Annotated in this window: 10 protein-coding genes and 1 pseudogene; all 11 read left to right on the forward strand. The window is 43.7% G+C overall.

Going from position 1 to position 15,431, the window contains the following annotated elements:
- Positions 1-387 precede the first annotated feature (387 nt).
- The 11 genes and pseudogenes from BP97_RS41745 (at position 388) to BP97_RS0120230 (ending at position 15,414) form a co-directional block, all read left to right on the forward strand.
- A complete protein-coding gene (locus BP97_RS41745; protein WP_197035505.1) occupies positions 388-609 on the forward strand; it encodes a copper amine oxidase N-terminal domain-containing protein in 222 nt (73 codons plus the stop codon).
- Positions 610-828: 219 nt separating this feature from the next.
- Positions 829-1,851: a LacI family DNA-binding transcriptional regulator gene (locus BP97_RS36955; protein ID WP_051620808.1), complete on the forward strand. Its 1,023-nt coding sequence runs from the start codon at positions 829-831 to the stop codon at positions 1,849-1,851.
- 173 nt (positions 1,852-2,024) lie between these two features.
- Positions 2,025-3,350, forward strand: a complete 1,326-nt coding sequence (locus BP97_RS0120190) for an ABC transporter substrate-binding protein (RefSeq protein ID WP_028550728.1) — start codon at positions 2,025-2,027, stop codon at positions 3,348-3,350.
- Positions 3,351-3,398: 48 nt separating this feature from the next.
- Positions 3,399-4,217 (forward strand): formylglycine-generating enzyme family protein, encoded by an 819-nt coding sequence (locus tag BP97_RS0120195; protein ID WP_028550729.1) that lies wholly within the window; start codon positions 3,399-3,401, stop codon positions 4,215-4,217.
- A gap of 17 nt (positions 4,218-4,234) precedes the next feature.
- Positions 4,235-6,256: a right-handed parallel beta-helix repeat-containing protein gene (locus BP97_RS41125; protein ID WP_231506349.1), complete on the forward strand. Its 2,022-nt coding sequence runs from the start codon at positions 4,235-4,237 to the stop codon at positions 6,254-6,256.
- Positions 6,257-6,331: 75 nt separating this feature from the next.
- Complete coding sequence (locus BP97_RS39795; RefSeq protein ID WP_028550730.1) at positions 6,332-6,601, forward strand: DUF2264 domain-containing protein; 270 nt, start codon at positions 6,332-6,334, stop codon at positions 6,599-6,601.
- A gap of 400 nt (positions 6,602-7,001) precedes the next feature.
- A pseudogene (locus BP97_RS36965) lies at positions 7,002-7,321 on the forward strand (sigma-70 family RNA polymerase sigma factor); the annotation flags it as partial.
- Positions 7,322-7,376: 55 nt separating this feature from the next.
- Positions 7,377-8,051 carry an ABC transporter ATP-binding protein gene (locus BP97_RS0120215; RefSeq protein ID WP_036746229.1) on the forward strand — a complete coding sequence of 225 codons (675 nt, stop codon included), beginning with the start codon at positions 7,377-7,379 and terminating at the stop codon, positions 8,049-8,051.
- Between the two features lie 520 nt (positions 8,052-8,571).
- Entirely contained in the window at positions 8,572-10,428 is a 1,857-nt protein-coding gene (locus tag BP97_RS0120220) for an exo-alpha-sialidase (protein WP_028550732.1), read from the forward strand.
- 14 nt (positions 10,429-10,442) lie between these two features.
- Positions 10,443-13,535, forward strand: coding sequence for an exo-alpha-sialidase (locus BP97_RS38990; protein ID WP_028550733.1), 3,093 nt, complete (start codon positions 10,443-10,445; stop codon positions 13,533-13,535).
- 247 nt (positions 13,536-13,782) lie between these two features.
- Positions 13,783-15,414: an extracellular solute-binding protein gene (locus BP97_RS0120230; protein ID WP_028550734.1), complete on the forward strand. Its 1,632-nt coding sequence runs from the start codon at positions 13,783-13,785 to the stop codon at positions 15,412-15,414.
- Positions 15,415-15,431 lie beyond the last annotated feature (17 nt).

A 15,431-nucleotide genomic window follows, 5' to 3' on the forward strand; every position in this document is an offset into this window, starting at 1 on the left:
ACTGTAGAATGGTGACAGGCATCAGTCATAAGAATGATTTACTATCAATGTAAGACCGAATACTGTTTGGAAATGAAGGAAGGCTTCAGCAACTAAATCGACATAATAGGAGTTGTCCTGATGGTATGACATGAGCGACCTCTTTAGGTTGATTAAGGGTGAACGCCGATTAGAAGATTTATGCGCTTATGGTAGAGCAGCAACGGAACGACGAAAATAATCGGATAGAAGCAGAGGCAGGCTACGACTTGATTTTCAAGTCTTAGTCCACCGCGTCCTCTCGGTTCGATGGTGATCCAAACATAACTTTACAGAAAGTGAGATAATGTGTAAGGAAAGCTTTGGATCGTAGTTAAATAAGTTTTTTCATTGCGATGCGATCTAAACTTGGATACATCCATACTCTTAACTGTTGGACAAGAAATAGCTTATAAAAACAATGCTCCTATAGCTTTAAGCGCTCAGGGACAAATTATCAACGGTAGTACACTAGTTCCTTTACGATTCGTTGGCGAAGCTCTTGGAGTACTCGTTGGTTGGGATGGTATTACACAAACTGTTTCACTTTCATCATGCTTTTCCATCCAATACCGTGAAGCTTTCTCCTAAAAAAGGAAAGTAACCGGCAAGATAAAGGCGCAATCTTCGCTACATAGCTGAGATTACGCCTTTTTGCTATTTAGAGAAAGCAGTCACTGGAGCTTGCCGAGGTAGGGTAGAGAGAGTAAGTAATCTCCTTGAACTTCCATATTTTTCTTGACATGTTAAACGTTTAAGCTTAACCTAATAAGTGTGTTAAACGTTTAACAAAGTGGAGATGAATTGCTTATGAGTAAGACCAAACAAGTCACCATTGTCGATGTAGCGGAATTTGCAGGCGTCTCAATTGCAACCGTTTCCAATGTACTTAACCGAGGCGGTATTCGTACATCGAAAGAAACGATCCGCAAGGTTGAATTAGCAGCTGATGAACTGGGTTATCGACGAAACATAATGGCAGCGGGGTTAAGTAGAAAGAAAACATTTGAAATCGGTCTCATTATACCAGGCTTCAAGAGCATCTACGGTACATTAGCGGAGCATTTGCAGCTAGAAGCGCACCATGCCGGTTACCACTTGACGGTTTTTTCCTCCAACGGACTCAACCCCGACATTGAGCGAAGGCATCTTGAGATATTGTTACAGCGGAGAGTAGACGGTCTCATTTGCCATGGCTTGGCCATGGGGATGGAGGCTACCAGGTCCATAGTGAATCAAGGAACCCCATTGGTACTGATCAACGGCTGGAGCTGGCCCGAGGACATCTCGATCGGTTCCGTTAATTTGGGAATTGCCGGGGCCTGCGAGCAATCATGCAAGGTTCTAATTGAGCGAGGCTGCACTGCGATTTGTTATGTAGGGCACAAAGGCTCAAAAATAATCGATGAACAGCGGCGGATCGGAGTCGGGGAGGGGATCCGGAAATTTGGAAGCGGTTTACTTCATGAATCTGCAGATATTCAAGAGTTGGATTATGAGCTTTATTTGACGAGCTTGGAGCAGCGGCATTCGGGGCGGATCGGCATCATTGCCTTTGATGATAATATTGCGCTGAAGCTGCTGTCTGCTGCGAACAAACTGCAGATTCCTATCCCGGAGCGAATGATGCTGATCGGGGTTAATAACGATTACGTAGCCATTAATAGCTACCCGGGAATTTCGAGTTGGGAAATACCCTATAGTGATCAAGCACAAGCTGTCATTCGTAAATTGATTAACAAGCTCGAAGGAAAATCCGCGGAAGATGAGGTTCGAGAAATGGAAATGCCTCTTTCGTTCCTGGAGCGGGATACAACCAAGTTACCGCAATGAGTGTAAATTGAAGAGTTCCGAGGGTACTCCTGTGTCCTTGGAGCTTCAGACTTTGATTCAAAGAATACGCAAAAGGCCTTTTGAATGCGGTTACATTACAAACTGATTGGTGATTTGATGTCTTACGAAGCCAGCACGCTCAAATACCTAAAAAGTTATTTAAGGAGGATTCCATGAGACAAAGAAAGAAATGGTCCGTTCGATTGTCATTGATCACGACTTTATCACTTATTGCGGGAGGGTGCAGCAACGGGGTGCCCAATGAAGGTAAAGCAGAGGAAGCTAAGAAAAATGTGGAGCCGGTAGAGCTTGTATTCTATTCCGTAAGTAAGGATTCTGAGGAGAACTTTAATGAGCGATTCGGCAACGCGATTCGCAAAAAATTTCCAAAATATACCATTAAATATATTCAGCGTGTACCGAATAGTACGGATTTACAGCAGCTATTGACGTCCGGAGCACAAATCGATATTCAGTGGGATTCCATTGCATCGTTCACAAGCTCCGTACTCGACAGCGGAACGGCGTTCGATATGACGGATTTGATTAAGCAGCATAACGTAGACTTGAACCGTTTCGAACCGAGCATGATTGATTCATTGAATAAGATGTCCGGCGGGGGACTTTACGGTTTACCGCTTTATAACGACCGAATGGCCCTCTATTACAATAAAGATCTATTTGATAAGTTTGGAGTACCTTATCCTAAGGATGGAATGACCTGGGATGAAATCATCGAGCTTTCGAATCAAGTGACCCGGGAGGAAAGCGGTGTTATCTACACGGGCCTATCCCCTTCCCTGAACCAAGTATTCGTTTCCAACCAATTCTCTCTTCCGCTTGTAGATAGCTCTACCAATAAAGCTACGATCAATAACGACACCTGGAAAAAAGTCATCGATACCATGCTAATCCGCCCTACGCAAAATAATATATACAAGAAAAAAATTGAGCAATCAAAAGGTAAGATTCCTGATTCCAACACCTTCGTCAAAGAAAAAACATTAGCAATGTATACAGCCTCTCCTCTGCTACCGGTAGTATTTGCTCAGGATATGGCTTCGATGAACTGGGATGTCGTTACCTTCCCTACGTTCAAGGAAATGCCGGGCGTCGGCGCACAAGCATATCCCGGAGTGATTTCCGTGACGAAGATGTCAAAGAATAAAGATGCCGCTATGGAGGTTATCAAGTATCTGACATCCGATGAGTATCAGCTAGAAGCTTCCAAGAACGGTATCATGACCGTTTTGAAGAACGAGACGATTCAAAAAACTCTTGGGCAGAATTCAGCGTACAAAGACAAGAATTTCTCGGCGTTCTTCTCCAAATTTCCGGCAATGGCAGAAAAAACAGTGAGTGAAAGCAAAGCCGGAGTCTTAGGTAAATATACGACAAATGCGATGAAAGTAGTCAATGGAGAGATGGACATCAATACTATGCTTCGTACAACCGAAGAAGAGGTAAACAATGCACTGCGATCCGCGAGTGCGAAGTAAGAGAGGAGGGGATTTCATTTATGACACCAAAATAATAGGAAGGTGACTATGAAGATTAAGTTTTCTCTACTAACATTCTTGGCAGTCTTAGGCATAGCGGGTGCCGGTCTAATTTTTTTCAGCAATCAAAAGTCTGAACAAACACGCCATGCAGCAAATCTACCTAAAGCAGTAAGCATTGATATCGGGCATGGCATAAACATGGAGTTAGTTCTTATTAATCCAGGATTGTTAACAATGGGATCTTCTTTAATCACAGGAGAGGGGGATGAGGCTCCGGAACACAAGGTCACGATCACTAAACCATTTTATCTAGGAAAATATGAGGTAACCCAGGAACAATGGGAAGAGCTTATGGAAGCCAATCCAAGTAAATTCAAAGGTGATAAACGACCTGTAGACACTGTTAGCTGGGATGACTCTCAACTTTTTCTGAAAAAGCTTCAAGACAAGACTGGAAGTAAGTTTACCATGCCAACGGAAGCACGATGGGAATTTGCGGCACGTGCGGGTACAAGTACTCGATGGGACTTTGGTAATGATGAATCCATTCTAGGTGATTATGCCTGGTTTCAGGATAATGCCAATGCGGCTACTCATCCGGTAGGTCAGAAGAAGCCGAACGCATGGGGACTATACGATATGTACGGAAACGTTCAGGAGTGGTGTAATGACTGGTATGCAACCCCATATCCTAAAGGTGATGTTTCTGATCCGCAAGGTCCAAATTCAGGCGATTCACGCGTATTACGCGGAGGAGCTTGGGGAGACGACCCATCCATGGTTCGTTCAGCCTATCGTAACGCTTCCGGAACAGATGCAAAGACTCCCGGCATAGGTGTGAGGGTTGTAATGGTCATAGATTAAAAAGGAGTGAGTTAATTATGGAAACATCAATTAAATCTATGTTTTTTTCTATGAGTCAAATTTGTAAAATTGGTGTCGCTACGATAACGATTAGTTTAGCTGCATTATTTGTTATATCAACCTCAGTATTTGCTGCAAGTTATTACATTTCTCCAACGGGAAGTGATAGCAGTTCGGGAACGGAAATCGCTCCGTTTAAAAGCATCACTAGAGCGCAATCAGCAGCGTCCTCTGGGGATACCGTATATATTCGCGGAGGCGTTTATGATGATTTTGAAATTGCCAATACCGATAGTAACTATAACTATGTACATGATATTACTAAGAGCGGGATTACCTATGAAGCTTATCCTGGTGAAAGGCCAGTTTTTGATTTCAAAAATGTCCCGACGAATCTGCGTGTGGCTGCTTTTCGTGTAGCGGATAAAGTAACGGGTATCAAATTTAAAGGATTTGATGTGATAGGGGTAAAAGTAGGCAATCAAAAGCAATCCGAGGTTTTTAGAGTTATCGGTCAAGCCGATTTTGAGAATGTAGCTGCTCATGATAATGAAGCGAATGGTTTTTATTTTACTACAAGAGGTACAGGAACTGTTCTTAATTGTGATTCGTACAACAATATTGGACCAACGGATACATCGGCTGGAAATACAGATGGTTTTGGTGCTCATGCAGGTCCCGTTTCGTTCATTAACTCCCGTGCATGGAATAACAGTGATGATGGATTTGACAGCATCAGTTCGAGTGCGTCGGTAGTCTATGACCATTCCTGGTCCTTCAATCATAGGGGAAATCAGGATGGGAAAGGCGATAAAAATGGCTTTAAAGTCGGCGGATATACTACCAGAACAGAAGGACTTCCTAATCCGCTGCCCGTTCATACCGTTAAATATTCTTTATCTGTTAATAACGGAGGCGCTGGCTTTTATGCTAATCATCAGCCGGGTCAAGCAGCTAACTGGACTAATAACACTGCCTATAAAAACAGTAGAGCCAACTTCGATATGCTGGAGCGAGTGAGTCCGACTCAAGTCGGTGACATCCCCGGTTACAGAGAAGTATTGCATTATAATGTTGCTTATGCTGGCAAGGCAATTATAAATGATAACAATCCTGCGGAAAATGTAACGAATAATTCTTGGACCATAAATGGCGGTCTTAACATCACGGATGCAGATTTTGTAAGTTTGGATATGGCCCAATTATCTGCACCCAGAAAAGCAGACGGAAGCTTGCCTGATGTGACTTTTATGCGTCCGGTAAATACCAGTCCTCTATACACATACAAATTAGGTTATCTTGCTGACAACGATACAATCGCACCTGTAACGATGGATAATGCACCGAAGGCTCCGACAAACCAGGATACTACAATTGACTTCAACGCTGTAGACAACGACTCCGGAGTAGCGGTAACCTATTATTCGGTAGACGGAAACACTGCACAAGCGGGGAGTTCCGTTAACATTACAACCGAAGGGGCACATTCGATCGTTTATTGGAGCGTAGATAATGCCGGCAATGTGGAAAAGGCAAAAACGGTCGTCTTCACTCTGGATAAGACGGCTCCGGTGATCACAGTATCCGGTGTGGTGTACGGTACGGTTGACGATTCCCTTGATATTTCGCCGGTTTTGTCGATTAGCGATAACTTGTCGGGGGTTGATAACAGCAAGACGATGATAACTCTTGATGCGAATGAAGTACAACAAGGCGTGACAGTACCGCTTTATACGCTACCTCTTGGTTCCCACCAATTAGTCGTGAGTTCAAGCGATCTGGCAGGGAACGTAAGCAGCCAAACGGTGACGTTCCAGACAACGACAAGCATCCAAGCATTGCACACATTGATCGAGCGCTTTAGAAATGAAGGTTGGATTGATAACTCAGGCATTGCAAACAGCTTAAGGAGCAAATTGACTGCCGGCAGCCTAGCTGCTTTTGTGAACCAAGTCAAGGCACAAAAAGGCAAGCATATATCAGCCCAATATGCAGATTATCTCATCCGGGATGCCGAATTCCTGTTATCTCGAAAATAAACGCGTGAATTGGAGGAACAGAGCATGATTCATGACACGACGAATCGAGATCAATGGTTAGAGTAGATGCTGCGAATGGGCAAGCCGGTGCTGGAAGCTTTAGCCGAGCGCAGGCTAAAGGAGCGGATGCCCGTTCAAGGCAGGGCTGATCGAAGCGAGTATACTTATTTGGAAGCACTAGGACGATTGCTGTCTGGGATGGCTCCTTGGTTGGAGTTGACCGGCTTGTCCGGAGAGGCAGGAACACCGCAGTATCCATTTTGGCATGGAGAAGCAGACTTGACCTCCAAGAAGGCGTGGGCAGGCAAGCCGTTCTTGATTGACAAGCACTTAAGGGAGAGTTAGCTTTAATGGTTCGAGTAATTTAACGAAGGGTACAATAGCGCAGCGGTGGAACCGATCCATCGCTTGTTTGTTTTTGGTGTTATTGAAACAGCCCCAAAAGGGGCTTATTTCGCATACACATTTACATTTTGTGTAAATGTGTATGCAGTAAGTAGAAATATTGATCAAGTACACTAGAATAATAAAAAATGGAGGGGTTTTCCCCCGCATTGACGTGCACTGTTCAACATACAATTGAATTGTAAGGATACCGGAATAACCATTATCGTAATGTGCAAAGAAAAAATATCAAACTGAAAATTTAGGTCTACGGTATTAGTATGCCAAATCCGCAAATTGCATAGGTAAATTGGCAAACAGTTTAAGAAGCTTTCAAAATTAAATCGTTTCGTGTTCATATGTATCCCTTCATGACCCCATTGGTACGGACAAGGAGGGGAATGAAATTACGCTTATAGATATTCTCGGTACAGAAGCCGATGATGTCGTAGATAAAGTGCAGTTGAAAATTGAAAATCGAAAATTTACAAAAATTTGGATAACCTCGATCATTGAGAGAAAGAAGTGGCAGTAGGCCGCTTTGATTTGGAGCACGGCGTAGAAGAGCGGACTCAGCGGGAAATAGCCAAAGAGCTGGGGATTTCACGCAGCTATGTTTCACGGATTGAGAAGAGGGCGCTGATGAAGCTATATCATGAGTTTTATAAGGCGAAGCGTTGAGGTTGATGGGTCGCATACTTCATTTATTTGGGTCCAGATAATGGAGGCGAAAGGAATGACCTTAATCCAGATCGAACATGTGAGTAAAAATTATGTTATGGGTGGAGAAACGATTCGTGCCTTGGATGATATTTCTTTAGAGATTGATCATGGCGAGTTCGTGGCGATCATGGGCCCGTCAGGTTCGGGTAAATCTACGTTGATGAATATCATTGGCTGCTTGGATATTGCAGATTATGGAGATTATGTACTAGATGGGAAGGCAATTAATCAGCTGAAGGATGCTCAGTTGGCTGAGATAAGGAATCAGAAGATCGGATTTGTTTTTCAAAGCTTCAATCTGCTGCCAGGGTTAAATGCTTACCAGAACGTCGAACTGCCACTAATTTATCGGGGGATGAGCAAGAAGGAGCGGGAACCGCTTGTCATGAAGGCGTTGGAAGCGGTGGAACTGGTGGATCGCAGGCGTCATCTGCCCTCGGAGCTGTCCGGCGGGCAGCAGCAGAGGGTTGCAATTGCCCGGACACTGGCAGGTGATCCGGCGATTATTTTAGCGGATGAGCCGACAGGGGCGCTGGATTCGAACACGGGTGTGGAGATATTGAACATCTTCAAGAGATTGAATAAGCAAGGCAGGACGATCGTTTTGATTACACATGATCTGGCGGTTGCTCGGGAGGCCAAGCGGATTATTCAGTTTAGGGATGGGCGGTTGAGTGAAGTTGGATAGGTGGATGTAGGGACCGGGACTCCGATGGAGTGCCGGTTTTGTTGTTTTTCCGCATGAAACATCTCGATGTATGTCTTGCTCTCGGCGGAATCTCGATCTGTGCATTCGGATAGCTCGGAATTGAGAATTTTCAGCACGAACATTCCTACAGATCGTCTTATCGTGATTTTTTATCGTGCAATATGACTTTTTGCATCATAGCGGAGAAATGAATCAAGGTCTAAATAGCGGAAAAACGGCACTTGTAACACCAATTTGGATATTCAAATGTTCAAAAAAGCTATGCTATGCTCCTCGTGTAAGACAAACCAATGACATGGGAGGATTTATTCGATGAAATAATAATTGAGGATTATTGCAATAACGGGTTCATTATTAGTACCATCCATTGTGCTTAGCGGTTGTGATGAATTCACTGATTGTTATGTAAACGCATACACTTGCAAGAAAACAGGCATTAAAGGGTAGTTTTTATTAACAATAGGAAAGGACGTGACCCAGCTTGAGGAAGTTGGAAAAGATGAAACGTTTAAGCTTTTTATTGTCTCTAATGTTAATTTTAAGCGTGTTTAGTTCTGTAGTTGCGGATGCAGCAGCGCCGCAAGGCATTAGTCATTCTAGAATGATGCCCAACGACAAGATTGCGAATCACGGTTCCACTATGGTAGAACTGCCAGATGGCACACTCTTCTCTGTATGGTTTAACGGAAATGGAGAAAGAGATGGGAATTTAACCAAGCTGATCGGTTCTCGCTCGAAAGATGGCGGGAACACTTGGACAGAACCATTTGTTGTTTATGATACATGGGATTTCCCAGATAACAACCCGGTTCTTTTCGTAGATAGCCAACAAAGACTATGGTTGTTCTATGGTGTCATTTACAATGGCCAATGGGTATCTACTCAAACTAAATTTATGTATGCCGAAATGGGCAGCTATGAGTACGCTGCTCGCAATGGCGGAAACCCGAAGTGGCATTATCCCCAGCCAATATACACCAATGTTGGTGAAGGCATGTTTGGTGAGGGCAAATTCTTAAATGGACAGTGGACTTATGGCATCAAGGGTGCCGAAATTAAGTTTGTAAATCCAAGTTCTGTGACTGCTGCAACTTATCTGGACCCGTCACAGTACGTATCCGTCACTACAAAGTTTGGCGGAGGTACTCGTTTTATTACAGACCGCTTTGTTGTCCAGATGAGAAATAAATATGATCAGTACGTTTCATATTTGAAATCCGCGAAGCCTTACGATGATGTGTATTCGGGAAGAACAGATGAAATCATTACTATGCTTACCACGGGAGTTTCCATAAAAGAGCCGTCAATTATTAAAAATTCAATTGAGCGTTCTTCTGGTGCAGACAATGACGTAAATACATGGGGACCCATTTACCGCAGACTTGGATGGCAAACAAAAAATAAACCGATTGAAGTAACACTTGCAGATGGCGTTACCAAACGATTAATATTGCCGTTATATTCAGATTCATTGGCCAATTCCGTTTGCGCGTATACCGATGATCACGGCATCACCTGGAAATTTAGTGACCCCATTGTAGGATCAGGTACGATTCAAGGCTCACTGATTCAAAAGAAGGATGGCACGATTCGCGGTTATTTTAGAAGCGGTAAGTTAGATGGCAGAAACGGACGCATGGCTTGGCACACTACATACTCGGAGTCAACCGATTACGGAGCTACGTGGAGTGTTCCAAAAGTTGATCCTTATTTGAAAAACGACGGCGGTTTTGAACTTTCCAAGCTTCCAAATGGCAACTGGTTGCTAGCTACAAATCAAGAAACCGCACGCAGCGTAGTTAAGCCTAAACAAGACGGAAATAGAAATTCTTTCAGTTTATTGCTTTCATCCGATGAAGGATTGACTTGGAAGCCGATCATGATTAAGGATGGCATGAACAACGGTGAGAGCTATGAATATCCATCGGTTGTCGTTGATCGAGCTGGGAACGCTTTGATGAACTATACTTATAAGATTCCTGCATCTGGTGGTGAAGACAGAACGATTGGCTTCTCTAAAGTAGCAAGCAGCGAGATTGGAACATTGTTTAATTCTGTTGTGACAGCAACTTACGGCTCTGGAAAATTACCGTCTATTGACAGTGTTACCATGTTGCCGACAATTGAACTGAAGGTAGGAGACACTACACAACTGACCTACAATCTATCGATAGGCGGACAATCGTCCAATGCAACAATCGATACACTGACAGTGACTTCAGACATGCCTGCTGTCGCTACGAATAACCCCACGACTGGAATCGTAAATGCAATGGCACCAGGAACTGCGCTGATAACTGCTGTGAGCAATAAATACGGAACAATCTATAAATTCATTGTTAAGGTTACCCAATGAAAGGAGTAATGCAGATGAACAGGAAATTCAAGTTACTAACATCACTGACTGTTTGTATCGCGATCTCAGCAACAAGTATCATTCCTGCCTTGGCTGCTACTACGGGAACTTTTAACATTTCCGATCAAGCTGTAAGTATTTTCAAACCAATTAAGGATAATGGTGCTACAGGCGACCACGTACATGGCTCCAGTATTGTAGAGCTGCCAAGCGGTGAGTTGTTGTGTGTATGGTTTCAGGGAAATGGCGAACGGGATGCAACTACGACAAAGATTATGGGAGCACGTTCCATGGACGGAGGAAAAACATGGATGAACTCGTTTGTAATGACCGATGCTCAAGATATTGCTGATATTAATCCAGTCGTATATGTTGATTCCGGCGACCGCCTCTGGTTTTTTTGGTATCCCGTTTTGGCGGGCAGATGGCAAACTTCCCAGCCTAGATATGCTTATGCCGAAAAAGGCAGCTATGAGCTTGAAGCGGTTGGAAACAAAGTGCCGAATTGGACATTTTCAGAGAATGTTGGGATAAAACTTGGTAAAAATATTGGCGGTGTAGTCGATCCGAAAAGCGCAGATGATCATATAAGTCTGTCGCTCGATGATAGACCTGGAGCAGCATCAAGACCTTCTTGGGCCACAGCACCTGTTGTAGCGCACCAAGAGTTGGCCAAAGGTTTCGTGAATACAGTAAAAGCCAAGCTTGATGAGCAAAAAGAGTATTTGTTCAAACCAATTGCTGACGGCGGAGCAGGTATGAGTCGTAAAATAAATGAAGCTGAATTTGATGGTTTAGTCATGCAGACCATGCAGTTGATTGGGGGTGACCCAACCAAATATCTGTATGCTCCCACAGTAGCGGACGCAATTACTGAACCTCGTTCAGGCTATCCGTATGCCCGCCGGCTCGGCTGGCAAACGAAAGATAAGCCGTTTGCAGTAGATTTAGGCAACAGCAAAATTCGTTTGCTCCTGCCTCTCTATTCCGACATATTGGAAATGAGCATAATGGCTTTTACAGAGTATGATCCTTCCAAACCTCTTGCGGATAACTCGGTTCGCTGGGAGATGAGTGAGCCCATTGTAGGTGTCGCCAACATTCAGGCTACGATGGCTCAAAGAACAGATGGCACGATTGTAGCTTACATGCGTGACAACGGTCCAAGACCTTATCGTGTGGTGGCTTCCGAGTCTAAGGACAAGGGATTGACATGGTCGACGGTCAAGGATGTTCCTGAATTGCAGGATCCGGGTGTAGGACACGACCTTCTGCAGCTTAAGAGCGGTAATTGGGCATTCGTTCACGTAGATACGGAATCGAACCGGAACACGTTGGCTGTCGCCCTATCGGACGATGAAGGAAAAACGTGGAAATACAGAAGGCATCTTGCCCTGGATACAAGAAGCAGTATGGGAAGCTACCATTACCCTGCCATAACTCAAGGAGATAATGGGGATATCCTGATCAGCTTCAGCCGGTTCTTCTCGGCGCTTGATATGGACTCTGCTAACCAATCCTTGGGCGGCTTTAAAAACATTACCTTCTCCAGAATTAACGAGGACTGGATTAAGCAAGGTGATACGGTAAACATAATCAGAGAATATGAGAGCGTCGATCGTGAAATTGCAGTGCCTGCCTCTTTTAATATCAGTACTGCATCCGATAGTGCGATTAAAGCCCTGTTCCCATCTACAATTAAAGCATATACCTCCTATAAACCGGGGGCAGCGAACGGTGTGCTTCCCTCTGTTGATTTGCCGGTGAATTGGGATGTTGCAGCAATTAAAGCGAATTATAAACTTAATTCATTAATTAGCAACCTTACTGGCGTTGTTGATGAGACAAAGCTTCCGCAAGGGGTAACAAGCGATATGCTGCCGTTCTTCAAAGCACCGTTGAGAGTATATCTCTATAATGATCCTAACGCGGTTGCGGCTCAAAGCTTGGAGTTAAATAAAACAAATCTTGCTCTGTTCAAGGGTCAATCTGAAGCGCTGGCTGCTACAGTATCCCCAAGCAACACAACGAATAAGACGGTACTGTGGAGTTCAAGCGATTCCAATATTGCTGCAGTGGATACGGATGGTATTGTCCGTGCTGTTAATAAAGGAACTGCTGTCATCACAGCGAAAACACTTGACGGTAACTTTACTATGACAGCTAATGTAGATGTAAGAATACCTGCTGCAAGCGTTATTGTCACACCAGGTGAAATTACGATGCAAAGAGGTCAGTCAAGTGCTTTAGCAGCAGCTATAACGCCGGATGATTCAAATATTAAATCAATCAACTGGAGTTCAAGTGATGAGAATGTTGTTTCAGTTAATGATAAAGGGGAGGTTACAGCTAAAAGTGTTGGTAACGCAATCATTACTGCAAAAGTGATTGACGGAAGCAACGTAGCGGCTGGAACGGCAGTCGTCAAAGTGCTAGGAAGCAGCGGCGGTAGCCGTGGCAGTAGCGGCAGCTCAACAACTTCACCCCAAGTGCCGCCTGTGACCGAGCAGCCACCTGTTGATCCACCCACAAAGCAGCCCGACACAACTCCAAAGCAAATATTTAAAGATGTAAATGACAACTATTTATGGGCTAAGGATGCCATTCAAGATTTGGCTAATAAAGGAATTGTTAATGGGACATCAGATCATTTATTCTCGCCAGAGAAACATATTACAAGAGTTGATATGTTATTAATAGTTGTAAGAGCTCTTGGCCTGAAAGCTGAATTTAGTTCCAATTTTGATGATGTGAATAAAGACGATTATTATTATGAAGCTCTGGGAGTAACAAAAGCTCTGGGAATTACAGAAGGGGTTGGCGGTAACAAGTTTAATCCGCTTGAAGAAATTAGCAGACAAGATTTGATGGTGCTTATTGCTAGATCTCTTCAAAAAGCAGGGAAGTTGTCGTTAAAGGGGAACCAAGACGATTTAAATTCCTTTAAGGATGCATCTAGCATTGCAGAGTACGCCAAGGAAAGCGTCGCTTTACTTGTGAAAGCAGGAATTATTGAGGGTAGTGACAACCTGATAAATCCGGAAGGCAAAGCAACAAGAGCAGAAGTGGCAACCATGGTTTATAGGGTTTTAAAATTGCTAAAATAATATTGATTTGTACTGGGGCTGTCTCAAGGTCAGAAATGACCTAGGAGATAGCCTCTTATTTATAAACCAACTCCGTAACTGTTGAGCTAAGTTATTATGACTTTTTGCATCATAGCGGAGAAATGAATCAAGGTGCGAATAGCGGAAAAACGGTGCTTAAAACGCTAATTTGGACATTCAAATGCACAAAAAAGGTGTGATATGATCCTCGTGTAAGCCAATCCAATACCATGGGAGGATTTATTCGATGAAATCAAAAAAGGGGATTATGGCAGTAACTGGTTCAGTGCTTTTGCTATCAAGTGCGCTTAGCGGTTGTGGAAGTAGTTCAACTAGCAGTTCAACGACTTCAACGAATAATTCTTCGACTCCGGCAACTACCGCCGGTGCGGCAAGTACGCCAGTACCGGCCCAACCACTATCGCTGACTTGGATGAGATACGAACACCCCTCGCAAGCCATTGTGGCAAATTCAAAAGCCGTTCAGGAAATTGCAAAGCGCAAAAATGTAAAACTAAATCTCCAAAGTGTCCCTCAAAGCAACTACGATGATAAGAAGAAAACGTTGATCGCAACGAATACCTTGCCTGATGTGATGCTTGTCAAACAAGACGATATTCAGAACTTTGCCGACACGGGAACCTTTCTTGATTTGACTCCTTATTTGGACAAAATGCCCAATTTGAAGAAAGTAATTGCCCAGCAGCCGGAGATCAATAAAAACAAAATTGACGGGAAGCTTTATGGATTCCCTCTTGTTGCAAATTGGCAGGGTGTTGGCGGCCAGCTTTCGATGATCCGCGTGGATGTGCTTGATAAGCTAGGTTTGAAAAAGCCGACTACTTACGATGAATTATATCAAGTAATGAAGAAAATGAAAGAAGCGAATCCGGATTCCTATCCGTTCACTGCTCGGGCTGCAAATGGACTTACAGGAACAGAAAATCTAATCAATCCCATTTCGTTTGCGTTTGGAAGCGGATACACAACATTTAATGGTACGAAGGTATATTACGAGCCGAAAGATAAAACATACAAATTCGGACCGGTTATGCCAGAGTTTAAAGAGGCTATTACATGGTTGAATAAACTATACAAAGAAAAGCTTCTTGATCCGGATTATGCTACGGCTACATCACAAATTTGGCAGGAAAAGTTAAACTCGGGTAAATCCTTCTATTTCCAAGATAATAATGGTTTCGCCAGCACGTTTAACATTAATCTGCAGAAGAAGGATCCGAATGCTAAGTTTGATATGTTGGATACCATGACAACGCCGAGCGGAGCAAAGCGGAACCTTATCTACGCACTGGGCCACTTGTCGGAATCGTACGTAATTAATGCGAAAGTAAAGAATCCTGAACAAGTTGTTCAATTCATGGATTGGTTCTATTCCCAAGAGGGAATCGAGGTCACCAACTTTGGTGTTAAAGGTGAAGATTTCACAGGCGAAAATGGCGATTACAAATTGACTGACGCTGTTGTGAATAAGTACAAGGACAGACAGCCGAGCGCATTTTATGCGCTGCAATCTGAGTATGGCACGGGCTACCTGGGACTTGGTCTGGATAATGACGATCATGCCGGATTACCGTTTAACACCAAGGAATGGGTAGATTGGAACACGAAAGCATCCAAAGGTTTGGCCGCAGGCGAAAATGTTCAATTCGTTAACGACCCGCCATTTACAAAGGAAGAGCGTGAGAAGCTAAAACAAATCCGTACACAGCTTGACGCTTACCTAGCTCAAAACATGGATAAATTCATTGTGACAGACGGTGCGCTCAAGGATTGGGATAACTTCGTAAAACAACTCAAAGCTAAAGGTTCAGATGATATCGTCAAAATCTATAACGATGCCTTAGCCCGGGTGAAATAAAGCTCAAAGTTCAGTTC

The sequence above is a fragment of the Paenibacillus sp. UNC451MF genome, assembly GCF_000686845.1.
GTDB lineage: Bacteria > Bacillota > Bacilli > Paenibacillales > NBRC-103111 > Paenibacillus_S.